This window comes from Escherichia sp. MOD1-EC6098, from assembly GCF_002965865.1.
GTDB lineage: Bacteria > Pseudomonadota > Gammaproteobacteria > Enterobacterales > Enterobacteriaceae > Escherichia > Escherichia marmotae.
In genome coordinates this window covers 15,234-41,722 of the sequence record NZ_PTSN01000011.1, presented here as the reverse complement: position 1 = coordinate 41,722, position 26,489 = coordinate 15,234, and the positions used below count along the sequence as shown (strand labels likewise).

Here is a 26,489-nt window from a genome sequence, read left to right as displayed (position 1 = left end):
TCCTTGTACACATCGGGCAGGAGGGATTAATTACCAGCGGTAATCATGGCGTTTTTCCCAGCTATCAACCTCTTTCTCTGCCTGATCTTTCTGGTAACCGTAACGTTCCTGGATTTTACCCACTAACTGGTCACGTTTACCTTCAATGACCGTCATATCATCATCGGTCAGTTTTCCCCATTGCTCTTTCACTTTACCTTTGAACTGTTTCCAGTTACCGCCGACTTCGTCTTTATTCATATTCAAGTCCTCATCGTTAGGTGGTGAATGAGAGTACGCTCGCTTTTCTTCTGAACGTGGGATTAAGTGTAGTCAGGAATTTGGCTCAGGATTATTTATTCAGAATTTTTAACCATCACGTTTCAGCAAACCAGGTTCCATTGCGCCAGTGACGCCGCCAGATAGCCGCCAGAGAAAGCCCGCGCAGAGCCAGAAAGACGGTTAATGCCAACCACAACCCATGATTACCCAACCACGGCAATGTGAGTAACGTAAGTGCAAAACCTGCCGCTGCCACTGCCATGCTGTTTCGCATTTCGGCGGCGCGCGTTGCGCCAATAAACATGCCATCCAGCAGATAACACCAGACTCCCACCAGCGGCAAAATGACCTGCCAGATAAGGTAACGATCGGCCAGATTCTGAATTTGGGTTAACGAGGTCAGCAACGCGATAATGTGTTCCCCTGCCAGCAGATAAACTACAGAAAACAACAGTGCCACGACACCTGACTGGCGGCACGCTGCGCGCCAGATATCCAGCAATTGACTACCGTCACGCGCGCCATACGCCTGACCAGAATGCGCTTCAACGGCGTAGGCAAAGCCATCCAACGCATAGGCGGTGAAGGTGAGTAACGTCATCAGAACCGCGTTAACAGCGATAATATCGCTCCCCAGCCGCGCGCCAATAACCGTTATTGCGCCAAAGCAGAGTTGCAACAGCAATGAGCGAAGCATGATGTCGCGGTTAAGCGCCAGTAAGCGACGGAAGTTTCCTCGCCAGGCTGTTTTCAGCATTTCGCCGGAGATACCGCGCAGTTTGAGGATTTTACGTACCATGAGCAGACCAATCAGCAACGTCGCATATTCTGCAACAACCGTCGCCAGCGCTGCGCCCTGCACGTTCATATGCAGTCCCATCACCAGCCAGATATCCAGCACAATGTTGAGGATATTGCCAACCACTAACAAAATCACTGGCGCACGGGCATATTGCACACCGAGCAACCAGCCAAGCAGCACCAGATTCGCCAGCGACGCCGGGGCGCTTAGCCAACGGATTTCAAGAAAGCGCCGCGCCTGTTCCAGCACTGCTTCGCTACCGCCAACAATATGCAGCGCCAGATCGATAATCGGCGTACGCAGTAGAGCAATCAACGCCCCAGCCCCCAACGCCAACAGCAACGGCTGCACCAGCGCCCGCGCTAATGCCTGAGGATTTTGAGCACCAAAAGCCTGTGCAGTAAGCCCGGTAGTACTCATACGCAAAAACAGCAACAGCATAAAGAGAAAGCTGGTCGCCGTTGCACCAACCGCCACGCCGCCCAGATAAACCGGACTATCAAGATGACCAATAACCGCCGTATCAACCAACCCCAGCAAGGGAACGGTAATATTGGAGAAGATCATGGGTAAGGCGAGATGCCAGAGCGCTTTATCAGATGAAGTGAGGAATGCCATGCCGACAAGCCTGATGAAGAGAGATGAAAAACAAACCGCGACGCCAGGCGGCATCGCGGTATCAGAGATATATTACAGCCAGTCGCCGTTGCGAATAACCCCAACTGCCAGCCCTTCAATAGTGAAGCTCTGCTGACGAAGGTCAACGACAATCGGTTTAAACTCACTGTTTTCTGGCAGCAGTTCGACTTTATTACCCTGCTTTTTCAGACGTTTAACGGTAACTTCGTCATCAATACGCGCGACAACGACCTGACCATTACGTACATCCTGGGTTTTATGCACTGCCAGCAGATCGCCATCCATAATGCCGATATCTTTCATCGACATCCCGCTGACGCGCAGCAGGAAATCGGCATTCGGTTTGAACAGGGAAGGATCGACCTGATAATGACCTTCAATATGCTGTTGCGCCAGAAGCGGTTCACCAGCAGCCACACGGCCTACCAGCGGCAGCCCTTCTTCCTCTTCATGCAACAGACGGATCCCGCGCGATGCGCCGGAAACAATTTCAATAACGCCTTTGCGTGCCAGCGCCTTCAGATGTTCTTCAGCCGCATTTGGGGAACGGAACCCCAAACGCTGCGCGATTTCCGCACGCGTCGGCGGCATACCTGTCTGGCTGATGTGATCACGAATGAGATCAAACACCTCTTGCTGCCTGGCCGTTAACGCTTTCATTCCGCCCCCCTGGGTGTATATACAGTTATGCTGTGAGTATATACAGCAAAAGGTGATTTTGGAACCATAAACTGCACAATAAACCAGAGATTTATCGAATTCTGGAAGGGTTATCCAAAATGCGACCATAACAGGATGCACCAGGTAATCACTGCGACGATAATCGCGATCAACACCGCCGCGGACCCCATATCTTTCGCTCGCCCGGAAAGCTCATGGTATTCGGAGCCAATACGGTCAACTACGGCCTCGATGGCGCTATTGAGAATTTCTACGATCATGACCAACATGACGGAGCTAATAAGCAGTACGCGGGTTATCGCGTCCACATCCAGCCAGCAGGCGATGATCACCGCCAACAATACCGCAACGCCTTCCTGACGGAATGCCGCTTCGTTGATCCATGCTGCGCGTAACCCTTTCCAGGAATAGCCAGCAGCTTTGATAATTCGAGTGAATCCAGTGGTATTATTGGCCATTGAAAGAACCTTTTTACATTATGAGCGTCAATATCAGTGTACCGTTAAATCCGATGACTCGGGTTTGCATAACGCCGCGCGAAACATGAGCGGATACCACAGAATTTCCCATGACTTTCTGCTATCCTTGCCGCGCATTTGCATTATTAACCAGAGGCTTTACATCGTTTATGTCCGGCTGGCCACGAATTTACTACAAATTACTGAATTTACCATTAAGCATCCTGGTAAAAAGCAAGTCTATTCCGGCAGATCCTGCCCCGGAACTGGGACTCGATACCTCTCGTCCAATTATGTACGTTTTACCGTACAACTCAAAAGCGGATTTGCTGACGTTGCGCGCCCAGTGTCTGGCACATGATCTGCCCGACCCATTAGAGCCGCTGGAGATCGACGGCACGCTGCTGCCACGCTATGTGTTTATTCACGGCGGGCCGCGTGTTTTCACCTATTACACGCCAAAAGAAGAATCCATTAAGCTGTTCCACGATTATCTCGACCTGCACCGCAGCAACCCGAATCTGGATGTGCAGATGGTGCCGGTATCGGTGATGTTTGGTCGTGCACCGGGGCGCGAAAAAGGCGAAGTAAACCCACCGTTGCGTATACTCAACGGCGTGCAGAAATTTTTCGCCGTACTGTGGCTTGGTCGCGACAGTTTTGTGCGTTTCTCGCCGTCAGTTTCGCTGCGTCGCATGGCTGATGAACACGGCACGGATAAAATTATCGCCCAGAAACTGGCGCGCGTGGCACGTATGCACTTTGCCCGCCAGCGCCTTGCTGCCGTGGGTCCACGCCTGCCTGCCCGTCAGGACTTGTTCAATAAGCTACTTGCCTCCCGCGCCATTGCCAAAGCGGTAGAAGATGAAGCCCGCAGCAAAAAAATCTCCCATGAAAAAGCGCAGCAAAACGCTATTGCGCTGATGGAAGAGATTGCGGCGAACTTCTCTTACGAGATGATCCGCCTGACTGACCGTATTCTGGGCTTCACCTGGAACCGGCTTTATCAGGGCATCAACGTCCATAACGCCGAGCGCGTTCGCCAGTTGGCCCACGACGGTCATGAGCTGGTATATGTGCCTTGCCATCGCAGTCACATGGACTACCTGCTGCTCTCTTACGTGCTTTATCACCAGGGGCTGGTGCCGCCGCATATCGCCGCTGGGATCAACCTGAACTTCTGGCCTGCCGGGCCGATTTTCCGCCGTCTGGGTGCGTTCTTTATTCGCCGTACGTTTAAAGGCAATAAACTCTACTCCACAGTTTTCCGCGAATATCTCGGTGAACTGTTCAGCCGTGGTTATTCCGTTGAGTACTTTGTGGAGGGTGGACGTTCGCGAACGGGGCGTCTGCTTGATCCAAAAACCGGCACCCTGTCGATGACCATTCAGGCGATGCTGCGTGGCGGTACACGCCCGATTACGCTGATTCCGATCTACATCGGTTATGAGCACGTCATGGAAGTGGGGACTTACGCCAAAGAACTGCGCGGCGCGACGAAAGAGAAAGAGAGCCTGCCACAGATGCTGCGCGGCTTAAGCAAACTGCGTAATCTTGGACAGGGCTATGTCAACTTCGGTGAACCAATGCCGTTGATGACCTATCTCAACCAGCATGTGCCGGACTGGCGCGAATCAATCGACCCCATCGAAGCGGTGCGTCCAGCCTGGTTAACGCCGACGGTGAATAACATTGCCGCCGATCTGATGGTACGCATTAACAACGCAGGGGCGGCAAACGCCATGAACCTGTGCTGTACTGCGCTTCTGGCGTCACGTCAGCGCTCACTCACCCGCGAGCAGTTAACCGAGCAACTCAACTGTTATCTCGATTTGATGCGCAACGTGCCTTACTCCGCGGATTCAACGGTGCCTTCAGCCAGCGCCAGTGAGCTTATCGATCACGCGCTGCAGATGAACAAGTTTGAAGTCGAGAAAGACACCATCGGTGACATCATCATTCTGCCGCGTGAGCAAGCGGTGCTGATGACCTACTATCGCAACAATATTGCGCATATGTTGGTTCTGCCTTCACTGATGGCGGCAATTGTAACGCAGCATCGCCACATCTCCCGCGACGTATTGATGGAGCACGTCAATGTGCTGTATCCAATGCTGAAAGCAGAGCTGTTCCTACGCTGGGATCGCGACGAATTACCGGGTGTGATTGATGCGCTGGCGAATGAGATGCAACGTCAGGGGCTGATTACGCTGCAAGATGATGAATTGCATATCAACCCGGCGCATTCCCGCACGCTTCAGTTGCTTGCCGCAGGTGCGCGCGAAACGCTGCAACGTTATGCCATCACTTTCTGGCTGCTGAGCGCCAACCCGTCAATCAACCGCGGTACGCTGGAAAAAGAGAGCCGCACCGTGGCACAACGTCTCTCTGTGCTACACGGCATCAACGCACCGGAGTTCTTCGACAAAGCGGTGTTCAGTTCTCTGGTGCTGACGCTGCGTGATGAAGGGTATATCAGCGACAGCGGCGACGCCGAACCGGCAGAGACGATGAAGGTGTACCAGTTGCTGGCGGAGTTGATTACATCCGATGTGCGTTTGACGATTGAGAGTGCGACGCAGGGCGAAGGGTAATTGGTGAGCGTTGCCGGATGCGGCGAAACCGCCTTATCTGGCCTACCATGACCTGCAAATTCAATAAATTGCGATGTGTTATGTAGAGCTGATAAGCGCAGCGCATCAGGCAGCTTTTCACAGAAAAAAGCCGGATAATGGACTGCACCCCAAAAGTTGGACACCCAACTGATTAAGGTGCAGTCCATAATCATCCGACTTTTTTTACATCATCAGAAATGCCAGTAACTCATTGCCAGCCCTAAAAATAGTACCAGGCCAACATAGTTATTATTCATAAACGCTTTAAAGCAGGCTTCACGCTCGCGATTGGCAATCAGTTTTTGTTGATAAACAAACAGCGCGCCCGCTACCAGAATTGACCAGTAATATCCCCAGCCTAAGCCATTTAACTCGCCAATAATCGCCATCAGTACCAGTACGCCGACCTGCAAAATGCCGATAATCAACTTATCGTATTGACCAAACAAGATTGCCGTGGACTTAATGCCAATCTTTACGTCGTCGTCACGGTCAACCATCGCGTACTGAGTATCGTAAGCCACCGCCCAGAGAATATTGGCGAGGAACATCAGCCAGCAGCTTAACGGTACTGACTCACTCACTGCGGCAAAAGCCATTGGAATCGACCAGCCAAACGCCGCGCCCAGCACCACTTGCGGTAGATGGGTATAACGTTTCATAAATGGGTAAACCCATGCCAGCACCAGCGCAGCAATCGACAACAGAATGGTCATCGTATTCAGCGTCAGCACCAGTAAGAACGAAATTAGCACCAGCACCACAAACAGTGTGCGCGCCTCTTTCTCAGTCACCGCGCCACTGGGAAGCGGTCGGTTTGCCGTGCGCTTAACATGACCGTCAAACTTACGGTCAGCATAGTCATTCACTACACAACCGGCGGCGCGCATTAGCCAGACGCCAGCAACAAACACCGCCAGGATCCAGAGCTGGGGAACACCTGGTGTCGCCACCCACAGCGCCCACAAAGTTGGCCAGAGCAGCAGTAACGCGCCAATTGGCTTATCCGTACGCATTAAGCGGTGAAACGCCAGCAGCTTATTTTGCGTCAGACTCCACTCCATATTTTTTTCCTCTTAGTACAACGGTGATGCCGGTAAAAATAGTTCGGTCAGCAGCAGCGGCTTACCGCTTAATCGCAGGCGGGAACGTCGTCCCCACAGTCCGGCATCACGGCCTATCTCAATAAAGTCCCGGGTTAATGTCGATGATGTGAACAGATAGCGCCCTAACGGCGTTTTACCCAATTTTTGTAACGCCAGCTCAGGGCCACTTAACGTTGACACAGGAACGACGGTACGCCCGGCAAGCCAGGGTTCACCATCAGCACATAACAAAATTTCACGTAACCAGTAACGAGACTCTTTCGGCAGCAGCGGCAATTCTTCGGGGATTTCATTCTGCTCGACAAACCCTTCGCGGATCATCGTCACACTCACCGTTTTTCCCTGCTGTTCAAAACGTTTGGTCATGGAATCTTCCAGCAACAACCAGTCGAGCAGTTGCGGTTCCAGCGCAGGGATCTCTGCAAAATAGCGCAGCGCACGCAGTTGCGTTAACGCGGGGTGTGACATGCCGAACTCTCCGTTACATAACGTAAAGGCATTGTATCGCAGAAAAGCGTTAACGGGAGATGTAAAGCATATTAAGTGATCTAATACGCAACAATAACGCAACAATCACCAAGGGAGAGAAAAAAAGGTGCATCAGAAGACGCACCAGTTGTTGCAAAATCAGCACTGTGGGGCGTAATTACCCCTTGCCTTTTACACTGCTGATAAAGGTGGAACGGGCAGATGTCGATCCCAGACGTTCAGCTTCATCAAGCAGTTTTAACGCCTTATCAACATCACCTTTCGCGACAGCGTTTTTGATCGCGGTATTAAAATAACTTTCCGTGTCGTTGAGCATAGGTTCGCTTTTCTTCGCTGACACTGGAGCAGGCGCAGCTACGGCTGGCGCTGCCGTGTTGCCTACCGTAACCGGAGCAGGAGCGGAAGAACCAAACAGCGGCCCTACCAACACGCTGGAGCTGGAGTTGGTCTTCACTTTCAGCTTCAGCAAGCCATCAGTGGTATGACGGGCAACCGGATCTGGAATATCCGGCACCGAGTTACCAACGCCTTTGGCATAGGCTTTTGCCGGGTCGAGCAGTTGGGTCGTCTGCTGGAGATCTTTTTCAGTGGTAAAGACCAGAACATAAAGTTTTTGCTGCCCCAGTGCTGGCGTCAGGCGCATAACCCCTTCCAGGCGATCGGCACTCATGACGCCGGGTTCCTGATAGGTGAAATAACTGCTGGGGAAGAAGGCCGATGGCGTCATGTTTTGATCAAGAATCAGCACATTCGGCGCAAATACGCTGGTTTGTTTGTTCACTTCACTGGTCAGCGTCAGAGTAAGCTCGCCAATATTGGCCGGAACGCTGTATGCGGCAACCGGGCCACTGATACCAGGGATGTTCAGTTGTTGGCCGCCGGTCGCCAGTTGGGTCGTCTGAGTCTTAGATTGGTCGACCGGTGTCCAGGTTAATTGTTGCAGCGCGGCAGATGGAATGGCTGGCGCGTCGCTGGTGTTTTGCGGTACGTAGTTGACGTTGGCCAGGCTGATTCCAGGCGCACTCGCCAGCCCCCCTGCTGATAAACAGAGGGCGATGAGACTTTTATTCATTTTCATTGTTTTCACCTCAAAATCTGGAGTTCAGCGGTGGCCAGGCAATAGCGCGCTAAACCCGATAAACAGAGGGGCTTACGCCCTTTATAGATAATGACAACCTGTTTTTATGCCGGATGCGGTGCAAGCACCTTATCCGGCCTACATTCGACAGCGGTTGTAGGCCTGATAAGACGCGACAGCGTCGCATCAGGCGTTGGTTGCCGGATGCGGCGTAAACGCCTTATCCGGCCCAGGTTTTGCTATTACCACCAGATTTCCATCTGGGCACCGAAGGTCCACTCATCGCTATCGCCACGACCGAAACTACCGCCTTCGAAGTTCGCCGGAACAGCTTTGCCGTAGTTCGGGTTAGAAGAGGAACTACCGTTGTAGTCATAACCCCATTTCTCATCCCACTTGGCGTAGGTTGCGAAGACACGAATAGCCGGGCGTGACCAGATGCTGTCGCCAGCCTGCCATTGTTGTGCGAGGGTGATTTTGTACTGGTTATTCTTGTCGCCAGTGCGCTGGGATTCGACGTTGTCGTAGCCGATCTCCATCAAGGTACTCATGATAGGCGTCCACTTGTACATCGGACGAATACCGACGGTCCACCATTTGGTGCCGTTGTCGTTATCCCAGTTGATGTCCTGATACATACCCACGTACATCATGTCCCAATTGTCACCCATAGAAATCGCACCGTGATCCAGGATACGCAGCAGGTGACCGTTGTTGTTGATGTTGTAAGCAAAGTGTTCGTTATCAAATGCGACGCCAGCCCCTTGCGACAGCCCTTTGCCCTGTGAGGTCATAGAGTCTGTTGCGTACTGAACAACAAACTTGTTAAAGCCTTTCAGGATGCTCTGGGTATGCTCGGCAGTGAACATCCAGCCATCTTTCGATGCGCCATCAACCAGACGATAGTTATCACGCAGGTTGGCACGACCGTAGTCGACCCCCAGCTCTAAGGTTCCGCCCGGGTTAATTTCCATCTGCGCTAAACGCACGTCAAAGACGTCGTTCGCAGTTTCGTTGGTATAGTCATAAATATTGTTGCTGGCGAAAGAGGAAGAACCGCCCGCTTCAGAAGAACGCGTTGCTGCCAGGGAAAGTTTACCGAAACCAACGTCGATGTTTTCCAGACCGGCACCAGGACCAGAAATATCCCAGTAGTAGAAGTCGATCATATGAACGTCATGACGCTGATAGAAACGCTTACCAGCCCAAATGGTGGCACCTGGCAGCCATTCAATCAGGTTTTTCCCCTGCACATTCGCTTCACGGAAAGCCGGATCGGTGGCCTCCCAGTCATTCTGTTGTGCTACGGAATAGGCCACGTTAGTGTCGAAATAGAAGCTCTTATCGCCCTCTTTCCACACTTCCTGACCCAATTTTAATTCAGCATAAGTTTCACATTCGTTGCCAAGACGGTATTTACTTTGAGCGCCAGTGGTCTGGAAACACTGTTGTTCACCGCCGCTCCCTGTCCAGCCGATACCGGAACGAGCGTAACCGTGGAAATCCACAGCCATTGCCTGAGCAGACATTACGCCCGCTGCGACGGCAACCGCCAGAGGAAGTTTGCGCAGAGTAATCATCATTCTATCTCCTGAGTCATTGCTTTTCTTTTTTCACATCACCTGTCACAGGCTCTGTGTCTTTTGTAGGATGCTTAAACGCCCGGTTCCTGATGCAGTCGACGACATGCAGTGCCATCCTCACGGAACAGATGGCAACGCTCTGGCGGCAGGCCGATAGCGAATGTGGCACCTTCTTCTACCAACACCACGTCAGACTGGCGGTACACCAGGTTTTGACGAATAGAAGGGATCTGGATATGAATTTGCGTTTCGTTGCCAAGCTGTTCGACCACCTGAACCTCACCCTCAAGGATGACGTCAGCGATATCGCTTGGCAGTAAATGTTCCGGGCGAATGCCCAGCGACATGTTGGCACCGACCTGAACATCGCGGCTTTCAACCGGAAGCCAGACTTGCTGGAGGTTTGGCATCGGCAGCTCAACCTGGACCTGATCGATTGCGGTAGCGGTTACTTTCACCGGCAGGAAGTTCATCTTCGGTGAACCAATAAAACCGGCGACAAAGCGGTCTGCCGGATAGTGATACAGTTCAAGAGGCTTCCCGACTTGCGCCACGCGACCGGCATCCAGCACCACGATTTTGTCGGCCAGCGTCATCGCTTCGACCTGATCGTGAGTGACGTAAATCATTGTGCGACCCAACCGTTTATGCAGACGGGAAATTTCGATACGCATCTGTACGCGCAGCGCTGCATCGAGGTTGGAAAGTGGTTCATCGAGTAAAAACACGCTTGGCTCGGCCACCAACGTACGACCAATCGCCACACGTTGACGCTGGCCACCGGAGAGCGCCTTCGGTTTGCGATCCAGCAAGTGCGCCAGTTGCAGCACTTCCGCTACCTGGTTAACACGCTGGTTGATGACCTCTTTCTTTGCGCCTGCTAATTTCAGGCCAAACGACATATTTTCTGCCACAGACAGATGGGGATAGAGCGCATAGGACTGGAACACCATGCCGACGCCGCGTTCTGCTGGCGGGGTGTCGTTCATTCGTTTTTCATCGATGAACAGGTCGCCGCTGGTGATCGTCTCAAGACCGGCAATCATGCGCAGTAAAGTGGATTTACCGCAGCCAGATGGTCCGACAAACACCACGAACTCACCTTCGTGGATGTCGAGATTGATATCTTTCGATACCACCACATCCCCCCAGGCCTTCGTTACATTTTGTAGCTGTACGCTCGCCATGCCCTTCTCCCTTCGTTACAACCTGTCATCGACAGCAACATTCATGATGCAGTGACTATGCGTCATCGGAAGATGGCTTAAATCCTCCACCCCCTGGCTTTTTTATGGGGGAGGAGGCGGGAGGATGAGAAGATGGTGTCTGCATACTAATCCGAGGAGAAGTAAGGAAATTCGTGATATTGCTTGCAAAAAACATGGCAATTTTGTGTGCGCCTCCCCGCAATACTGCTATTTCTGCGACGCAGATCACACAAAGCGAGGGTGGGGCGTAGGGGCAAGGAGGATGGAAAGAGGTTGCCGTATAAAGAAACTAGAGTCCGTTCAGGCGTTTTCACAAGCACTTCACCAACAAGGACCAGAGATTATGAAAATAAAAACAGGTGCACGCATCCTCGCATTATCTGTTTTAACGACGATGATGTTTTCCGCCTCGGCTCTCGCCAAAATCGAAGAAGGTAAACTGGTTATCTGGATCAACGGCGATAAAGGCTACAACGGCCTCGCAGAAGTGGGTAAGAAATTCGAGAAAGATACCGGAATTAAAGTTACCGTTGAGCATCCAGATAAGTTGGAAGAGAAATTCCCCCAGGTTGCGGCAACTGGCGATGGTCCGGACATTATTTTCTGGGCGCACGACCGCTTTGGCGGCTATGCCCAATCTGGTCTGTTGGCTGAAATCTCCCCAGACAAAGCGTTACAGGACAAACTGTATCCTTTCACCTGGGATGCTGTTCGTTATAACGGCAAACTGATTGCTTATCCGATCGCAGTTGAAGCGTTATCGCTGATTTATAACAAAGACCTGCTGCCGAACCCACCGAAAACCTGGGAAGAAATCCCGGCTCTGGATAAAGAACTGAAAGCGAAAGGTAAGAGCGCGCTGATGTTCAACCTGCAAGAACCGTACTTCACCTGGCCACTGATTGCCGCCGACGGTGGTTATGCGTTCAAGTATGAAAACGATAAATACAACGTGAAAGACGTTGGTGTGGATAACGCTGGCGCGAAAGCGGGTCTGACCTTCCTGGTTGATCTGGTTAAAAACAAACACATGAATGCGGATACTGATTACTCCATCGCAGAGGCAGCCTTTAACAAAGGTGAAACTGCGATGACCATCAACGGTCCGTGGGCATGGTCCAACATCGATACCAGCAAAGTGAACTACGGCGTGACGCTGCTGCCGACCTTCAAGGGACAACCTTCCAAACCATTCGTTGGTGTTCTGAGTGCAGGCATTAACGCTGCCAGCCCGAACAAAGAACTGGCGAAAGAGTTCCTCGAAAACTACCTGCTGACCGACGAAGGTCTGGAAGCGGTAAATAAAGATAAACCGCTGGGTGCCGTGGCGCTGAAGTCTTACCAGGATCAGTTGGCGAAAGATCAACGCATTGCCGCCACCATGGATAACGCCAAAAACGGCGAAATCATGCCGAACATCCCGCAGATGTCCGCCTTCTGGTATGCCGTGCGTACCGCAGTGATCAACGCTGCCAGCGGTCGCCAGACTGTTGATGCCGCGCTGAAAGATGCACAGGGTCGTATCACCAAGTAATGCCGTTAAATGCCGGATGCGGCGTGAACGCCTTATCCGGCCTGGAAAACGAAACCTATGTAGGCCTGATAAGACGCACCAGCGTCGCATCAGGCATTGATTGCCGGATGCGGCGTGAACGCCTTATCCGACCTACAAAGCCGAAGCGTATGTAGGCCTGATAAGACGCCTCAGCGTCGCATCAGGCATTGATTGCCGGATGCGGCGTGAACGCCTTATCCGACCTACGAAGCCGAAACCTATGTAGGCCTGATAAGACGCCTCAGCGTCGCATCAGGCAGTTGTTGCCGGATGCGGCGTAAACGCCTTATCCGACCGAAAAAACGAAACCTATGTAGGCCTGATAAGACGCCTTAGCGTCGCATCAGGCAGTTGTTGTCGGATGCGGCGTAAACGCCTTATCCGACCGAAAAAACGAAACGTATGTAGGCCTGATAAGACGCGCCAGCGTCGCATCAGGCAGTTGTTGCCGGATGCGGTGTAATCATTTATCCGTCCTGGAATGAGGAAGAACCCCATGGATGTCATTAAAAAGAAACATTGGTGGCAAAGCGACGCGCTGAAATGGTCAGTGTTAGGTCTGCTTGGCCTGCTGGTGGGTTACCTTGTAGTTTTAATGTACGCACAAGGGGAATACCTGTTCGCCATTACCACGCTGATTTTGAGTTCAGCGGGGCTGTATATTTTCGCCAACCGTAAAGCCTATGCCTGGCGCTATGTCTATCCGGGAATGGCCGGAATGGGCTTATTCGTCCTCTTCCCTCTGGTCTGCACCATCGCCATCGCCTTCACCAACTACAGCAGCACCAACCAGCTTACTTTTGAACGCGCCCAGGAAGTTCTGTTGGATCGTTCCTGGCAAGCGGGAAAAACCTATAACTTCGGTCTTTATCCGGCAGGTGATGAGTGGCAACTGGCGCTTACCGATGGTGAAACCGGCAAGAATTATCTCTCCGACGCCTTTAAATTTGGCGGCGAGCAAAAGCTACAGTTGAAAGAAAGCGTCACACTGCCTGAAGGCGAGCGCGCAAATCTGCGCGTGATTACCCAAAATCGTCAGGCACTGAGCAACATTACCGCCATTCTCCCGGATGACAACAAAGTGATGATGAGCTCCCTGCGCCAGTTCTCCGGTACGCAGCCGCTCTACACGCTGGGCGATGATGGTACGCTGACCAATAACCAGAGTGGTGTAAAGTATCGCCCTAATGACCAGACAGGCTTTTACCAGTCCATTACCGCCGACGGCAACTGGGGCGACGAAAAGTTAAGTCCGGGTTATACCGTAACCACCGGCTGGAAAAACTTTACCCGCGTCTTCACCGACGAAGGCATTCAGAAACCGTTCCTCGCGATTTTCGTCTGGACCGTGATGTTCTCACTGATCACTGTCTTTTTAACGGTGGCAGTCGGCATGGTGCTGGCTTGTCTGGTGCAATGGGAAGCGTTGCGCGGCAAAGCTATCTACCGCGTACTGCTGATTCTGCCCTACGCCGTCCCCTCATTTATTTCAATTTTGATTTTCAAAGGGTTGTTCAACCAGAGCTTCGGTGAAATCAACATGATGTTGAGCGCACTGTTTGGCGTGAAGCCCGCCTGGTTCAGCGATCCAACCACTGCGCGGACGATGCTGATTATCGTCAACACCTGGCTGGGTTATCCGTACATGATGATCCTCTGCATGGGCTTGCTGAAAGCGATTCCAGACGATCTGTATGAAGCCTCTGCGATGGATGGCGCAGGCCCATTCCAGAACTTCTTTAAAATCACGCTGCCGCTGCTGATCAAGCCGCTAACACCGCTGATGATCGCCAGCTTCGCCTTTAACTTTAACAACTTCGTACTAATTCAACTGTTGACCAATGGCGGCCCGGATCGTCTTGGCACCACCACACCAGCCGGTTATACCGACCTGCTCGTTAACTACACCTACCGTATCGCCTTTGAAGGCGGCGGTGGTCAGGACTTCGGTCTGGCGGCAGCGATTGCCACGCTGATCTTCCTGCTGGTGGGTGCGTTGGCGATAGTGAACCTGAAAGCCACGCGAATGAAGTTTGATTAAGGGAGATAACAAAAATGGCAATGGTCCAACCGAAATCGCAAAAAGTACGTTTATTTATTACTCACCTGCTACTGCTACTTTTTATCGCGGCGATTATGTTCCCGCTGCTAATGGTCGTCGCCATCTCGCTGCGCCAGGGGAACTTCGCGACCGGCAGCCTGATCCCGGAGCAAATCTCGTGGGATCACTGGAAACTGGCGTTAGGTTTTAGCGTTGAACAGGCGGATGGTCGCGTTACGCCACCGCCGTTCCCGGTACTGCTGTGGCTGTGGAACTCGGTGAAAGTCGCGGGGATTTCTGCGATTGGTATTGTGGCGCTCTCCACTACCTGCGCCTACGCCTTTGCCCGTATGCGCTTCCCTGGCAAAGCGACGCTGCTGAAAGGGATGCTGATTTTCCAGATGTTCCCGGCGGTACTCTCACTGGTCGCGTTGTATGCGTTATTTGACCGCCTGGGTGAGTACATTCCGTTCATCGGCCTGAATACCCACGGCGGCGTTATCTTTGCTTACCTGGGGGGGATTGCGCTGCACGTCTGGACGATCAAAGGTTATTTCGAAACTATCGATGGCTCGCTGGAAGAAGCGGCGGCGCTGGATGGCGCGACGCCGTGGCAGGCCTTCCGCCTCGTCCTGCTGCCGCTGTCAGTACCGATTCTGGCAGTGGTGTTCATCCTGTCATTTATCGCTGCTATTACTGAAGTTCCGGTCGCGTCGCTGTTACTGCGTGATGTGAACAGTTACACCCTGGCCGTGGGTATGCAGCAATACCTCAACCCACAAAACTACCTGTGGGGTGACTTTGCTGCCGCTGCTGTGATGTCTGCATTACCGATCACCCTCGTCTTCTTGCTGGCTCAACGCTGGCTGGTCAACGGCCTGACGGCGGGTGGTGTGAAAGGTTAAAGATGTTGTTATGCCAATGTTATGCCGCTGCACCCTCAACTTACGTTATCCTAACTTGTGACTGTTATTCGGCGCTCTTCGGAGCGCCTCTTTTTTACTCCCGCTTCAGCCGTTTCGAATTACACAGCCATAGAGTGATCACCAGTAACAGGATCGCTGCAGAGTAGATCAACACATCCAGTGGCGATTTATGATCGACGATGATCAAGCGCACAATGGCGGTGATCCCGATATAGACAAAGTAACGTAAGGGAAAGTGAAATCCGGACTGAAAATACTTCACAATCAGGGCGATAAATTCGAAATAGAGAAAGTAAACCACCAGCCCTTCCACCAGCTCATATTTGCTGGTTTGTTCTGGTGCGAACAGCACATCAGCCAGATGCACCGTTTCTTTGCCGAGAAAGACAACCAGAATCAAGCCCAGGCACAACAGGCCAAGATTGAGTACGGTCTGCAAAATAGTGGAGATAAACTCCACGCGGGGACGAGATAGCGACGTCATAACAGCCCTCCAACTCAGTGGCGAGCTTCCTGTATAACGTAAAAATGTGACGGAGATCTATATTTTTTGTGTATGTTTTGTTCAACCTGGATTTAGATGGCTCCTCCCGCCAGCGCCGGATGCGGCTCCCCGTAGGCCGGATAAACCGCGCCTGACTGTGCCTCCGGCAAGACACGCGCCCCCAAAAAATCACCCATTCAGGTGATTCCCAGCCACCAACAAAGCGCGAAAAATCGACAATGTTCCTCTGGAACAAATAAAACCTAACCTGATAAAGGTGGTAAAAATGAAGCCTTATTTTGCTGCTTTGTTGTTATCAGTCTCTGTTCTTCCTGCTTTTGCCGGTCCGCTCGGTACTGCTGATAAAGCCGACCTTCCGCAAAGCAATGTCTCCAGCCCAATGATGGCTCAGTCGCTCAGGCAACCAGACCTGCAACCTATATCGACGGACAGGAAGACAGAATGTTTTCGCCTTTACACACCAGATCGTAAACCGGGGGTGAACTGCGTTCCTGATGGCTCGACAGGCCATTAAGAATGAGGGTGCCAGTGATTGCGAAAGCTGGCACCTTTCCCATGACTTAACGGAAATTTACGCTACGATCGCTGGTCATATCATACAACTGGAACTTACGCCCAAGTTGCTGACCACCGTCGCGCGTCAGCGGTGTCCAACCAATTGCCGCACGACTGCGGGTCGGGCCGGACGAGAAGAGATCCAGCGGTACAGAGACATACACGCCTTTGGTGAAATCCCCTTCCCCGTACTCCTCTTTCGAAACGTTAGTGATCGTGGCATAACCACCCACCACCACGCCGCTATCAAAACGTTTGGCAATCTCCAGCGTACCGCCTTTATCCCCTGCCAGATACTGCCCGACGCTCGCTTTGACTAACACATCCTGGGCGAAAGATGGCGTCCAGTACGCGGTCAGATGTCCGGTTTTCACGCTGTAATCGGTAAACTTCATCATATCTTTCGCGCTACGCCAGTCGCGCTGTTTCACATAGTTAGCATCCAGCCCAAACGCCCAGTTGCTATCCAGCGGACGATACAACACTTCTGCCCCCGCACCGCCAAACATGGTTTCGAGATAGCCGCCGTAGACCTGGCCATAGAAGCCGTTGCCCAGATGCTGGAAGTAGTTGGCTTGCAGGTTATTGACGTAAACATCGTTCTGCACATATTCACGAACATGAGTACGCACACGCGGCAGATGGGAGTCCTGCGGCGGGTTAGTGTAGTTAAACTTGTCGTAGTTATTCGCCAGGTTAGCAAACAGGCTGCCGGTAGTCAGCAGATGATCCGTTAGCCACAAATCCGCCGTCCCCATCACGCCAAGCTGGTACATATAGAAATTTTCCGGGCCACCAACTGACTGATTCAGTACTGGATCGATATGGAAATCAAAGCGCGATTTGTCAAAATACCAGCCTTGTTCAGTGGACTTCGGCACCACCGGTTCGACGCGTTTTTGTGCCAACGTTGTTTCATGACCCAGCGGCTCTCCGGCAAGATGATTTTTCAGGCTGGCGACATCCGTTTCAGTGGTCACCTGCGGCATATGAAGCCGATTTTCCGTTATACGGATCATGCGGATCCCATCCGGCAGATCGTTCATCACGATCCGATTGGCACGAATGATCCCTTCGCGCGAATCGCGATATTTCACCTGCTCGCCGGTAACATACAGCGTATCGCCTTTCACCTGGATCTGCGGATCAGCAAGCCCGGCGTTGTATTTCAACAGCGTTAACTGATTCGCCACCACCGAATGCTGCAAAATGGCATCCTGCGGCTGCGGCTGGTATTGCGGTCGGGCGTTATCGTTGTACGACGGGCGCAGATCGTTAAAGTTGGTGCGCAGCGTGACGCCAAACATAAAGGTGTTGCCACGTTCATAGCTAAGGTTAACGTCGGCCCAATCGGTAACGCGATAAATCGCCCCGACGTTAAACTTACTTTTTTGCTCCAGCTTCCCAGCAAAATCCTGCTGATAATTATTGCCTTCATACTCCAGTTTCAGGCGCAGCGGCTGCCAGGGCGTCTGGTATTCCACTCCCCCAAACAGCGAGGCCGGGCCGTGGAACATCTGGCTGCCGTCGATAGAACCCGCCTGTTTATAGCTGTTATCGCGATAGCAATATTTGTCACTGGCTGAACAGAGCGGATTTTTCACGTTACCGCTGGTGCCCAGATATCCCCACCCCAGGCCGAGCGTGAAATCGAACGGCCCCCAGGCTTTGCTGGCGACCAGATATTCCGCATCAAACAGCCCCGTACCGCCGATATCCCGCGCGCCAACAGCCACCTGCGGCATCCAGTAACTCTCTTCCCACAAACGCAGTTTAAGATCGAAGGCTTTATCTTTATACGTTTGGTCGCCAGAGAACGCTTCGACGCTGCTGTACTGTCTGGTACGCACGTCGGTATAGCGCAGCGTCGTTTCCAGCCACGGGAAGAGTTGCACTGAAGCTGAGTAATAACGGTACTGATCGTTATCGCGGTAGTTGAGACTAAGCTCCCCTTCCCGCGCCATACGGGCGGTGGGCGTTTGCAACAAACCGACGCCGCCGAAATCTGATTGCGACGGCCCGATAGGCGCAGGATACGTTTCGCCGTAGCAGGCCGCGCTAATGCCCAGCGCCAGTACGCTAAGCAGATGTCTTTTTTTCATTATTGGGGTATCCGCTGCGTCAGAATCTGAAGAATGTCGGCGTTCAGGGCGTCTGGCGTCTTACTCCAAACGGAGTCCGCCAGGCCAACATAAATAATGCTGCCGGGCATCGGCTCTACGTGACGCTTGTTCCAGTAAGCCACCGGCGCTTTTTGCGTGTGACCGTCTGGATAAATAACCCATGCGTAGCTGCGATCCGCACCACTAAGCAGGTTCTGACCGGAGAGGTAACTCGCCACGTCACGACCTGGGGTAAATGGCTGATTGCCTGGACGACTAATAAGCCCAAACAACGTGACCGTTGACGGCGGAGATCCGACCCACAGCGTGTAGTTGCCCTGCAACGGCGGGTTACCGCGTTCGGCAACGCGCACCATATCGGGATCAAGATTGATTTTTTGCCTGCCCGTCACTTTCAACGCCTGAATTTGCTGGCGTAAGGTGTTAATGGCGGCGGCATCATCACCGCTGGAATCTGCGGCCAACGCCGCCAGTCGTGCCAGCAACGCCTGCTGTTGACGCAATGCCGCCGCCGTTGCCAGCTCTTCGCTAATCACCGCACCGGGCCACCAGCTATTTGCCAGTCGTGGTTGCCCCACCAGATCGATTAAATACTCTGCGCCCGTCAGCGTTTTTGCCTCGCGACTACCATTGCTAAACACCTTGACGGTTCCCGCCGCCAAGACCGATGACATCCCTACGCTCAAAAGCAACGCTGCAATTGTTTGTTTAATCATTGTTTTGCTGCCTTGATGAGCGTGGTTTTCACCGGGAAATAATCTGCACCGAGATACTGTTCCGACTGGCGAATTTGTCCTTCGCTGTCGATCCAGTAACGGTTATGCCAGCACGCCTGATCGGTGGAGACTTCTTCATCCAGCACGCGAACCGGGGTTTCATCGCTGCCGACTTTGACGGTGTCAGTACCATCCCATTTAAAGACTGAACGAGCTGTGGCGTAGCGCACCTGCTGATACTCGGTCCAGCCCATCGTGCGAGTCCAGGTTGTGCCATCAACGATTTGTGCGGGTTTGGTCAGCGGATCGGCAGCAAGATTATTTACTTCAATCAGGTTGTCGCCACCGAGCAGGGTTTTCACCAGACGACCATGTTGCGTAACGAGGGTGGCCTGATCCTGAGTAACCCATTTTTGTTGTCCGTCTTCAGCGAAGGCCAAAACGACAAATAACTGTGGACCGCCATTAAGCTGCATATACTGGCTGGCGTAGGGCATATTTTGAATATCATCGTCCGTAAGCTGAACGCCCGGCGTACCGAACAGGCTGTCCCACAGTGAGTTGCCCAGTTCTTGAGTAGTGGCTGAACAGGCCTGTAATAACAGGCAGATAAGAATGAGTGCAGGTCGCTTCACGACTCTTCTCCAGAGGGGCAGAATAACCACACCGGAGTGTGGTTATGGTAAATCCCTTCATACCTCAAGCCACAGATGCGATGACTCGAATTATTTTGGGGATACATACTTTATTACTGAGTACTGGTGGTCGTGGTTGTTGTGGTCCCGGTATTAGAACCATCACCGCCACCGGTTGCCGCGAGCGCGACGCCCACCGCCGAGCTTACGGTGCTGACGCTGGTCGCAGAGGAACTACCCGCTGAAACCGACGTTGCTGCTGACCCTGCCGCTTCGCCCACCTGTACAGGTGCAGCCCACGCAGAAGTCACCGCAAGCGCAGATATGGCAAAAATGCCATACAGAACTTTTTTCATAATAATTTCCCTTCATTGAATGAATGGAGATTTACCCAAAAACATTTCGGGCGGGATCGAGTATACACAACTAAAGCATACGAATTACGCCGCGGGGAATTAGTGAAGGGGTTTTAGGATAATTGGAATGAATATCAACTATATATTTTTATAATATGAAAACAGTCAGTTAAATCATTCAGTTAAAATAAATATAAAAATAAATTCCCTGCGTATTTTCTGAAATTAACACAGACTAAAAATATATTTTAGGATTAACCTCACGGTATGATTTTCGTTAAATCATCGGCAAGGGGATTTATCTGATAAAACAATGCCGACTTATAGTCGACATTGTTTTTAAGGCTATTTAGTCAATCGAGCTATGTATTAATTGCCGAATGCGATGTACATATCGGCATCGACCTGTAGGCCTGATAAGACGCGACCGCGTCGCATCAGGCACCGGTTGCCGGATGCGGCGTGAACGCCTTATCCGGCCTACATATCGGCATCAGAAATGCACGATGATTAACCGCGCCACGCTTTATAGCGGTTAATCAGACCATTGGTCGAGCTATCGTGGCTGCTGATTTCTTTATCATCTTTCAGCTCCGGCAGAATGCGGTTCGCCAGTTGTTTACCCAGCTCTACGCCCCACTGGTCAAAGGTGAAGATGTTCAGGATCACGCCCTGAGTAAAGATTTTGTGCTCATACAGCGCAATCAAGGCACCCAGACTGAACGGGGTGATTTCGCGCAGCAGAATGGAGTTGGTCGGGCGGTTGCCTTCGAACACTTTGAACGGCACAACATAATCGAGCGTCGCCGGATCTTTACCCTGATCACGGTATTCCTGCTCAACCACTTCGCGGGATTTACCAAACGCCAGAGCTTCGGTCTGAGCGAAGAAGTTAGACAGCAGTTTCTGGTGGTGATCAGAGAGCGGGTTATGGGTGATAGCCGGGGCGATGAAATCGCACGGCACCATTTTGGTTCCCTGGTGAATCAACTGGTAGAACGCGTGCTGACCGTTCGTACCTGGTTCACCCCAAATAATCGGGCCAGTCTGGTAATCCACCACGTTACCGTTACGGTCAACGTACTTACCGTTGGATTCCATATTGCCCTGCTGGAAGTACGCCGAAAAACGGTGCATATACTGGTCGTATGGCAGAATCGCTTCAGTTTCCGCGCCAAAGAAATTGTTGTACCAGATGCCGATCAGCGCCAGCAGTACAGGCAGGTTTTTCTCTGCCGGAGTAGTGGAGAAATGCTTGTCCATGGCGTGTGCACCGGAAAGCAGTTCAACGAAGTTATCAAAACCGATGGAGAGAACAATCGACAGACCAATCGCTGACCACAGAGAGTAACGACCGCCGACCCAATCCCAGAACTCGAACATGTTAGCGGTATCAATACCAAACTCGCCAACAGCTTTCGCGTTGGTGGAGAGCGCCGCAAAGTGTTTCGCAACGTGCTTCTCATCGCCAGCCGCTTTCAGGAACCAGTCACGCGCACTGTGGGCGTTGGTCATAGTTTCCTGAGTAGTGAAGGTTTTAGACGCCACCAGGAACAGGGTGGTTTCCGGATTCACTTTTTTCAGTACTTCTGCGATGTGAGTCCCATCGACGTTAGAAACGAAGTGCATGTTCAGGTGGTTTTTGTACGGGCGCAGCGCTTCAGTCACCATGTACGGACCAAGGTCAGACCCACCGATACCGATGTTTACCACGTCAGTGATTGCCTTGCCGGTATAACCTTTCCACTCACCAGAAATAATCGCTTCCGAGAAGGTTTTCATCTTCTCCAGCACCGCGTTGACTTCCGGCATCACGTCTTTGCCATCAACCAGAATCGGCGTATTGCTACGGTTACGCAGCGCCACGTGCAGTACAGCGCGGTTTTCGGTACGGTTGATCTTCTCGCCAGAGAACATCGACTTAATCGCGCCAGCCAGATCGCACTCTTTCGCCAGATCCTGTAATTTCGCCAGCGTTTCTTCGGTGATGCGGTTTTTGGAGTAATCCACCAGCATCTGATCGTCGAAGGTTGCGGAGAACTTAGAAAAACGATCGCCGTCTTTAGCAAAAAGCTCAGCGATCGTAACGTCTTTCATTTCATCGAAGTGTTTCTGTAGTGCCTGCCAGGCAGCGGTCTGCGTTGGATTGATATTTTTCATTAGCAATACTCTTCTGATATTGAGAATTGTGACTGTGGAAGATTGTAGCGCCAGTCACAGAAAAATGTGATGGTTTTAGTGTCTTTAGCTCGTTCAACCGCCGAAATGGATAAAACAGTATAGCTGTTATAAGCACAATTTCTGGCCACCAGCGCTGCATGAATAATCCGCATAATCCCAGCGTTGACACACTCCGCTACACCTTTTATTTATAAATACGGTCTGCGCCTGCACCGGTTTCTGTTTTGCCTTTGTGCCATGGTCGCTTCTTTCATTCCCTGACACGAGGTTGTTATGCCCGATATTGTTGTCTCCAAATTTGGTGGTACTAGCGTGGCTGATTTCGACGCCATGAACCGCAGCGCCGACATTGTGCTTTCTGATGTGAATGTGCGTTTAGTTGTGCTTTCCGCTTCCGCAGGGATCACCAATCTGCTGGTAGCACTAGCCGAAGGTCTGGAACCGGCTGAGCGTTTCGAAAAACTCGATGCCATTCGCAATATTCAGTTCGCTATTCTGGAACGCCTGCGTTACCCGAACGTCGTCCGTGAAGAGATTGAACGTCTACTGGAGAACATTACCATTCTGGCCGAAGCAGCGGCACTGGCAACCTCTCCGGCGTTAACAGATGAACTGGTCAGCCACGGCGAGCTGATGTCTACTCTGCTGTTTGTTGAGATCCTGCGCGAACGCAATGTTCAGGCACAGTGGTTTGATGTGCGTAAAGTGATGCGTACCAATGACCGATTTGGCCGTGCGGAGCCGGATGTTACTGCACTGGCGGAACTGGCTGCGTTGCAGTTGGCCCCACGACTCAGTGAAAGTTTAATCATCACTCAGGGATTTATTGGCAGAGAAAGTAAAGGCCGTACCACAACACTTGGTCGTGGCGGCAGCGATTATACGGCAGCCTTGCTGGCGGAAGCTTTACACGCATCTCGTGTGGATATCTGGACTGACGTCCCCGGCATCTACACCACCGATCCGCGCGTGGTGCCCGCAGCAAAACGCATAGATGAAATTGCTTTTGAAGAGGCCGCTGAAATGGCGACCTTTGGCGCGAAAGTGCTGCATCCGGCAACGTTGTTGCCTGCAGTACGCAGCGATATTCCGGTATTTGTCGGCTCCAGCAAAGATCCGCGCGCTGGCGGTACGCTGGTGTGTAATACCACCGAAAATCCACCGCTATTTCGCGCACTGGCCCTGCGCCGTAAACAAACGCTATTAACCCTACATAGCCTGAATATGCTGCATTCCCGCGGCTTTCTCGCGGAGGTTTTCGGCATCCTCGCGCGACATAATATTTCGGTAGATTTAATTACGACGTCAGAAGTAAGCGTGGCGTTAACTCTCGACACTACCGGATCAACATCTACCGGCGATACGTTGCTGACGCAATCCTTACTGATGGAGCTTTCGGCACTGTGCCGGGTAGAAGTGGAAGAAGGCCTGGCGCTGGTGGCACTGATTGGCAACGACCTGTCAAAAGCCTGCGGCGTCGGCAAAGAGGTCTTTGGCGTACTGGAACCGTTCAACATCCGCATGATTTGCTACGGCGCTTCCAGCCATAACCTGTGCTTCCTGGTGCCAGGCGCAGACGCCGATCAGGTGGTGCAGAAACTGCATAGTAATTTGTTTGAGTAAAAACAGTACGGCCCGGATGATATGCCCCGGGCCGTATTTATTTCCCCATCACTGTCGTCATCAACAGACGATCCAACTCCCTGACATCGCCTTCCCTGCTGTCCGGTAACACTGGTGGAATTTCCCCGCGCGCCAGTTCCGCACGAATAAACACATGTAGCAATGGACGGCGCGGTCCATATTCCGCTTCTCCCGCGCGCTGTTTACGTTCCAGCAATTCATCTATTTCTGCACGTAAGGCCGCATCCAACTCACTTCCCGCCAGTAACTCAGCAAAGCGCATTGGCGGTACGCCTTTACCCGCTTCGACCCAGCGCACGGCCAGCAGCGGGCGCAGCACGTAAAAATATTTTTTCAGCCGAACTTCGTCGCCCTGCAAATAGCCTCGGAAGTTTTTCTGCGCCATCGAATAGTAATGCCAGCGTGCACGTAGCGGAGAAAACCACTTCGGCACCATCGCCTTAAGCGCCGTTATCGTTTCTTCATCCTGCTGATAGACCACCGGCGAATCCAGCCATTCAATCAGCGTCGGGTTCGCGCCTTTCAATAATCCCAGCGCCTTGCGCCACTCCCAACCTGAAACATCCAGCTCGTCGTCGATGGGCAGTTCGATAACATCGCGTGGTGACTCTACCCGCAGATACCATTCCAGCGGGTGAACATACAAAAAACGCACATCGTAATCGCTGTCTGGCGAGGCAAATCCCCAGCCGCGACTCCCCGATTCGCAGGCGTACAGCACTTTCACGCCATACCGCCATTCAATTTCCTTTAACTGCTGCGATACCCGTTCACGCATCGCAGCACTGACTCCATTTAATGGCATTTGACTCATCCTTTGATATTAACTCACCCGCGCCAGACCACTGAAAACAGAAATGTTATCAATGCGATAGCGTTATTGCGAGAAACGAGCCAGAAATGGACCCTAAGATTTAACACATTGAATAATAAAAGATTAATTAAATTTGAACAGTTACCAGTGAATTATTTCCGTTAAATTTTTATATGTATTTATCGCTAATTAGCTAAAAACATAAAAATAAAAGAGAACGCAAATGAATCTTATCGGTTCTGCTCGCAAATGAATTCCCGTACACTGAGCTATCCGATTAACAGAGGGCACCATCATGGCACTCCCCCGCATTACTCAAAAAGAGATGACTGAGCGTGAACAGCGCGAACTGAAGACGCTGCTGGATCGAGCGCGTATTGCACATGGCCGCGTGCTGACCAACGCCGAAACCAACAGCATTAAGAAAGAGTACATCGATAAATTAATGGTTGAGCGTGAGGCTGAAGCGAAAAAAGCCCGCCAGTTGAAGAAAAAGCAGGCTTATAAACCGGATCCTGAAGCGTCATTCAGTTGGTCGGCAAATACGTCGACGCGTGGCAAACGCTGATTAACGACCTTTTTTCTTCCGCCCCGGCGAGGCGAAACGCTTGCCGTTTGATGCCGGGCGGCCACCTTTTTCCGCTGTTTTCTCCACCTTCACCACCGGGCGTTTGATGCCTGCCGTTTTCGGTTTGGCCTTCGCTTTGGGCTTCGCCTCGGAAGAGGAATTTTCAATGAGTTTAAAGAGATCGATAAGCTCATCGTCGGTTAAATCACGCCATTCACCCAGCGGAATGCCGCTTAAGCTGACGTTCATAATGCGCGTACGTTCCAGCTTTTTCACTTCGTAGCCAAAATGTTCACACATACGACGGATCTGACGGTTCAACCCTTGCACCAGGGTAATACGAAAGACAAACGGCGCTTCTTTTTTAACTTTGCACTTTTTGGTCACTGTCCCGAGGATTGGCACCCCCGCACTCATGCTGCGAATAAACTCCTCGGTAATCGGTTTATCGACCGTCACCAGATATTCTTTTTCATGGTCGTTGCCAGCACGAAGGATCTTATTGACCAGATCGCCGTGATTAGTGAGGAAAATCAGCCCCTGGGAGTCTTTATCCAGGCGACCAATCGGGAACACGCGCTTGCTGTGATTGACGAAATCGACGATGTTATCGCGCTCGCCATCTTCCGTAGTGCTGACAATGCCCACGGGCTTATTCAGGGCGATAAGCACTAAATCTTCGGCTTCCCGCGGCTCGATCAACTGACCGTTTACTTTTACAACGTCACCGGGCTTTACCTGATCGCCAATAGTGGCACGCTTGCCATTAAGGAACACATTGCCTTGCTCGATATAGCGATCCGCTTCGCGGCGTGAGCAAATTCCGCTTTCGCTGATGTATTTATTTAAACGGACTGATGAGTCGGGCAGCATAAATTCTCCTCTGAAACGCGGAATATACCTTACCTCTTAGCGAGGAAAAACAGGATTTATGCGGAATACGATAAGTT

General features: G+C 51.9%; 24 protein-coding genes. 7 read left to right on the top strand and 17 right to left on the bottom strand.

Annotated features, from left to right (window positions below; all coding sequences use genetic code 11):
• Window positions 1-30 precede the first annotated feature (30 nt).
• From C0K55_RS12740 to dgkA, 4 genes are all read right to left on the bottom strand, one after another.
• Window positions 31-240, bottom strand: a complete 210-nt coding sequence (locus tag C0K55_RS12740) for a CsbD family protein (protein WP_001030602.1) — start codon at window positions 238-240, stop codon at window positions 31-33.
• A gap of 115 nt (window positions 241-355) precedes the next feature.
• On the bottom strand, window positions 356-1,681 hold the full coding sequence (gene dinF, locus C0K55_RS12735; protein WP_001517569.1) for an MATE family efflux transporter DinF: 1,326 nt from the start codon (window positions 1,679-1,681) through the stop codon (window positions 356-358).
• Window positions 1,682-1,753: 72 nt separating this feature from the next.
• Window positions 1,754-2,362 carry a transcriptional repressor LexA gene (lexA, locus tag C0K55_RS12730; RefSeq protein WP_000646076.1) on the bottom strand — a complete coding sequence of 203 codons (609 nt, stop codon included), beginning with the start codon at window positions 2,360-2,362 and terminating at the stop codon, window positions 1,754-1,756.
• A 110-nt stretch (window positions 2,363-2,472) separates the two neighbouring features.
• Window positions 2,473-2,841, bottom strand: coding sequence for a diacylglycerol kinase (gene dgkA, locus C0K55_RS12725; protein ID WP_000002905.1), 369 nt, complete (start codon window positions 2,839-2,841; stop codon window positions 2,473-2,475).
• Between the two features lie 170 nt (window positions 2,842-3,011).
• Between dgkA and plsB the strand changes: the two genes are divergently transcribed.
• Window positions 3,012-5,435 carry a glycerol-3-phosphate 1-O-acyltransferase PlsB gene (plsB, locus tag C0K55_RS12720; RefSeq protein ID WP_001517568.1) on the top strand — a complete coding sequence of 808 codons (2,424 nt, stop codon included), beginning with the start codon at window positions 3,012-3,014 and terminating at the stop codon, window positions 5,433-5,435.
• Between the two features lie 212 nt (window positions 5,436-5,647).
• On the opposite strand, the gene ubiA is transcribed toward plsB, so the two are convergent.
• The 5 genes from ubiA to malK all read right to left on the bottom strand — a co-directional run bounded on the left by ubiA (window position 5,648) and on the right by malK (window position 10,899).
• Window positions 5,648-6,520, bottom strand: a complete 873-nt coding sequence (gene ubiA, locus C0K55_RS12715) for a 4-hydroxybenzoate octaprenyltransferase (RefSeq protein ID WP_000455236.1) — start codon at window positions 6,518-6,520, stop codon at window positions 5,648-5,650.
• 12 nt (window positions 6,521-6,532) lie between these two features.
• Window positions 6,533-7,030 (bottom strand): chorismate lyase, encoded by a 498-nt coding sequence (gene ubiC / locus C0K55_RS12710; RefSeq protein ID WP_000019214.1) that lies wholly within the window; start codon window positions 7,028-7,030, stop codon window positions 6,533-6,535.
• A gap of 178 nt (window positions 7,031-7,208) precedes the next feature.
• Window positions 7,209-8,129, bottom strand: coding sequence for a maltose operon protein MalM (gene malM, locus C0K55_RS12700; protein ID WP_105266224.1), 921 nt, complete (start codon window positions 8,127-8,129; stop codon window positions 7,209-7,211).
• A 242-nt stretch (window positions 8,130-8,371) separates the two neighbouring features.
• Window positions 8,372-9,712, bottom strand: coding sequence for a maltoporin LamB (lamB, locus tag C0K55_RS12695; protein WP_105266223.1), 1,341 nt, complete (start codon window positions 9,710-9,712; stop codon window positions 8,372-8,374).
• A 71-nt stretch (window positions 9,713-9,783) separates the two neighbouring features.
• Window positions 9,784-10,899, bottom strand: coding sequence for a maltose/maltodextrin ABC transporter ATP-binding protein MalK (gene malK / locus C0K55_RS12690; RefSeq protein ID WP_000179158.1), 1,116 nt, complete (start codon window positions 10,897-10,899; stop codon window positions 9,784-9,786).
• A gap of 364 nt (window positions 10,900-11,263) precedes the next feature.
• On the opposite strand from malK, the gene malE reads away from it, so the two are divergent.
• The 3 genes from malE (at window position 11,264) to malG (ending at window position 15,421) form a co-directional block, all read left to right on the top strand.
• A complete protein-coding gene (gene malE / locus C0K55_RS12680) occupies window positions 11,264-12,454 on the top strand; it encodes a maltose/maltodextrin ABC transporter substrate-binding protein MalE (RefSeq protein WP_000695404.1) in 1,191 nt (396 codons plus the stop codon).
• A 517-nt stretch (window positions 12,455-12,971) separates the two neighbouring features.
• Window positions 12,972-14,516 (top strand): maltose ABC transporter permease MalF, encoded by a 1,545-nt coding sequence (gene malF / locus C0K55_RS12675; protein ID WP_061090595.1) that lies wholly within the window; start codon window positions 12,972-12,974, stop codon window positions 14,514-14,516.
• Between the two features lie 14 nt (window positions 14,517-14,530).
• On the top strand, window positions 14,531-15,421 hold the full coding sequence (gene malG / locus C0K55_RS12670; RefSeq protein WP_001252091.1) for a maltose ABC transporter permease MalG: 891 nt from the start codon (window positions 14,531-14,533) through the stop codon (window positions 15,419-15,421).
• Between the two features lie 94 nt (window positions 15,422-15,515).
• Here malG and psiE read toward each other — a convergent pair whose 3' ends face one another.
• Window positions 15,516-15,926: a phosphate-starvation-inducible protein PsiE gene (gene psiE, locus C0K55_RS12665; RefSeq protein WP_000202902.1), complete on the bottom strand. Its 411-nt coding sequence runs from the start codon at window positions 15,924-15,926 to the stop codon at window positions 15,516-15,518.
• 256 nt (window positions 15,927-16,182) lie between these two features.
• Here psiE and C0K55_RS12660 point away from each other — a divergent pair, with 256 nt between their 5' ends.
• Window positions 16,183-16,461: a hypothetical protein gene (locus C0K55_RS12660; RefSeq protein WP_000804022.1), complete on the top strand. Its 279-nt coding sequence runs from the start codon at window positions 16,183-16,185 to the stop codon at window positions 16,459-16,461.
• A 46-nt stretch (window positions 16,462-16,507) separates the two neighbouring features.
• Here the strand turns inward: C0K55_RS12660 and C0K55_RS12655 are convergent, their stop codons facing one another.
• The 5 genes from C0K55_RS12655 to pgi all read right to left on the bottom strand — a co-directional run bounded on the left by C0K55_RS12655 (window position 16,508) and on the right by pgi (window position 22,492).
• Window positions 16,508-18,604, bottom strand: coding sequence for a YjbH domain-containing protein (locus C0K55_RS12655; protein WP_105266222.1), 2,097 nt, complete (start codon window positions 18,602-18,604; stop codon window positions 16,508-16,510).
• Window positions 18,604-19,341, bottom strand: coding sequence for a capsule biosynthesis GfcC family protein (locus C0K55_RS12650; RefSeq protein WP_061090594.1), 738 nt, complete (start codon window positions 19,339-19,341; stop codon window positions 18,604-18,606). The genes C0K55_RS12655 and C0K55_RS12650 overlap by 1 nt, the downstream gene beginning before the upstream one ends.
• Window positions 19,338-19,976 (bottom strand): YjbF family lipoprotein, encoded by a 639-nt coding sequence (locus C0K55_RS12645; protein ID WP_001517554.1) that lies wholly within the window; start codon window positions 19,974-19,976, stop codon window positions 19,338-19,340. Before C0K55_RS12645 ends, C0K55_RS12650 begins: the two co-directional genes overlap by 4 nt.
• Before the next feature lie 113 nt (window positions 19,977-20,089).
• A complete protein-coding gene (gene yjbE / locus C0K55_RS12640; protein ID WP_000757338.1) occupies window positions 20,090-20,332 on the bottom strand; it encodes an exopolysaccharide production protein YjbE in 243 nt (80 codons plus the stop codon).
• Window positions 20,333-20,842: 510 nt separating this feature from the next.
• A complete protein-coding gene (pgi, locus tag C0K55_RS12635; RefSeq protein WP_105266221.1) occupies window positions 20,843-22,492 on the bottom strand; it encodes a glucose-6-phosphate isomerase in 1,650 nt (549 codons plus the stop codon).
• 294 nt (window positions 22,493-22,786) lie between these two features.
• On the opposite strand from pgi, the gene lysC reads away from it, so the two are divergent.
• Window positions 22,787-24,136 (top strand): lysine-sensitive aspartokinase 3, encoded by a 1,350-nt coding sequence (gene lysC, locus C0K55_RS12630; protein ID WP_001517553.1) that lies wholly within the window; start codon window positions 22,787-22,789, stop codon window positions 24,134-24,136.
• A 37-nt stretch (window positions 24,137-24,173) separates the two neighbouring features.
• On the opposite strand, the gene C0K55_RS12625 is transcribed toward lysC, so the two are convergent.
• Window positions 24,174-24,962, bottom strand: a complete 789-nt coding sequence (locus C0K55_RS12625) for a nucleotidyltransferase domain-containing protein (protein WP_016262764.1) — start codon at window positions 24,960-24,962, stop codon at window positions 24,174-24,176.
• Between the two features lie 304 nt (window positions 24,963-25,266).
• Between C0K55_RS12625 and C0K55_RS12620 the strand changes: the two genes are divergently transcribed.
• Complete coding sequence (locus C0K55_RS12620) at window positions 25,267-25,539, top strand: DUF3811 domain-containing protein (RefSeq protein ID WP_001207629.1); 273 nt, start codon at window positions 25,267-25,269, stop codon at window positions 25,537-25,539.
• Here C0K55_RS12620 and rluF read toward each other — a convergent pair whose 3' ends face one another.
• Window positions 25,540-26,412 carry a 23S rRNA pseudouridine(2604) synthase RluF gene (gene rluF / locus C0K55_RS12615; protein WP_001517551.1) on the bottom strand — a complete coding sequence of 291 codons (873 nt, stop codon included), beginning with the start codon at window positions 26,410-26,412 and terminating at the stop codon, window positions 25,540-25,542.
• Between the last annotated feature and the right edge of the window lie 77 nt (window positions 26,413-26,489).

Excerpts from the sequence above, each read along its gene's own strand:
- rluF (WP_001517551.1), bottom strand. The coding sequence starts at position 26,412 with ATGCTGCCCGACTCATCAGTCCGTTTAAATAAATACATCAGCGAAAGC.
- malK (WP_000179158.1), bottom strand. The coding sequence starts at position 10,899 with ATGGCGAGCGTACAGCTACAAAATGTAACGAAGGCCTGGGGGGATGTG.
- malE (WP_000695404.1), top strand. The coding sequence starts at position 11,264 with ATGAAAATAAAAACAGGTGCACGCATCCTCGCATTATCTGTTTTAACG.
- dgkA (WP_000002905.1), bottom strand. The coding sequence starts at position 2,841 with ATGGCCAATAATACCACTGGATTCACTCGAATTATCAAAGCTGCTGGC.
- pgi (WP_105266221.1), bottom strand. The coding sequence starts at position 22,492 with ATGAAAAATATCAATCCAACGCAGACCGCTGCCTGGCAGGCACTACAG.
- malM (WP_105266224.1), bottom strand. The coding sequence starts at position 8,129 with ATGAAAATGAATAAAAGTCTCATCGCCCTCTGTTTATCAGCAGGGGGG.
- C0K55_RS12620 (WP_001207629.1), top strand. The coding sequence starts at position 25,267 with ATGGCACTCCCCCGCATTACTCAAAAAGAGATGACTGAGCGTGAACAG.
- lysC (WP_001517553.1), top strand. The coding sequence starts at position 22,787 with ATGCCCGATATTGTTGTCTCCAAATTTGGTGGTACTAGCGTGGCTGAT.
- ubiA (WP_000455236.1), bottom strand. The coding sequence starts at position 6,520 with ATGGAGTGGAGTCTGACGCAAAATAAGCTGCTGGCGTTTCACCGCTTA.
- dinF (WP_001517569.1), bottom strand. The coding sequence starts at position 1,681 with ATGGCATTCCTCACTTCATCTGATAAAGCGCTCTGGCATCTCGCCTTA.
- psiE (WP_000202902.1), bottom strand. The coding sequence starts at position 15,926 with ATGACGTCGCTATCTCGTCCCCGCGTGGAGTTTATCTCCACTATTTTG.
- malG (WP_001252091.1), top strand. The coding sequence starts at position 14,531 with ATGGCAATGGTCCAACCGAAATCGCAAAAAGTACGTTTATTTATTACT.
- C0K55_RS12650 (WP_061090594.1), bottom strand. The coding sequence starts at position 19,341 with ATGATTAAACAAACAATTGCAGCGTTGCTTTTGAGCGTAGGGATGTCA.
- C0K55_RS12625 (WP_016262764.1), bottom strand. The coding sequence starts at position 24,962 with ATGCCATTAAATGGAGTCAGTGCTGCGATGCGTGAACGGGTATCGCAG.
- yjbE (WP_000757338.1), bottom strand. The coding sequence starts at position 20,332 with ATGAAAAAAGTTCTGTATGGCATTTTTGCCATATCTGCGCTTGCGGTG.
- lamB (WP_105266223.1), bottom strand. The coding sequence starts at position 9,712 with ATGATGATTACTCTGCGCAAACTTCCTCTGGCGGTTGCCGTCGCAGCG.
- lexA (WP_000646076.1), bottom strand. The coding sequence starts at position 2,362 with ATGAAAGCGTTAACGGCCAGGCAGCAAGAGGTGTTTGATCTCATTCGT.
- ubiC (WP_000019214.1), bottom strand. The coding sequence starts at position 7,030 with ATGTCACACCCCGCGTTAACGCAACTGCGTGCGCTGCGCTATTTTGCA.
- plsB (WP_001517568.1), top strand. The coding sequence starts at position 3,012 with ATGTCCGGCTGGCCACGAATTTACTACAAATTACTGAATTTACCATTA.
- C0K55_RS12740 (WP_001030602.1), bottom strand. The coding sequence starts at position 240 with ATGAATAAAGACGAAGTCGGCGGTAACTGGAAACAGTTCAAAGGTAAA.
- C0K55_RS12655 (WP_105266222.1), bottom strand. The coding sequence starts at position 18,604 with ATGAAAAAAAGACATCTGCTTAGCGTACTGGCGCTGGGCATTAGCGCG.
- malF (WP_061090595.1), top strand. The coding sequence starts at position 12,972 with ATGGATGTCATTAAAAAGAAACATTGGTGGCAAAGCGACGCGCTGAAA.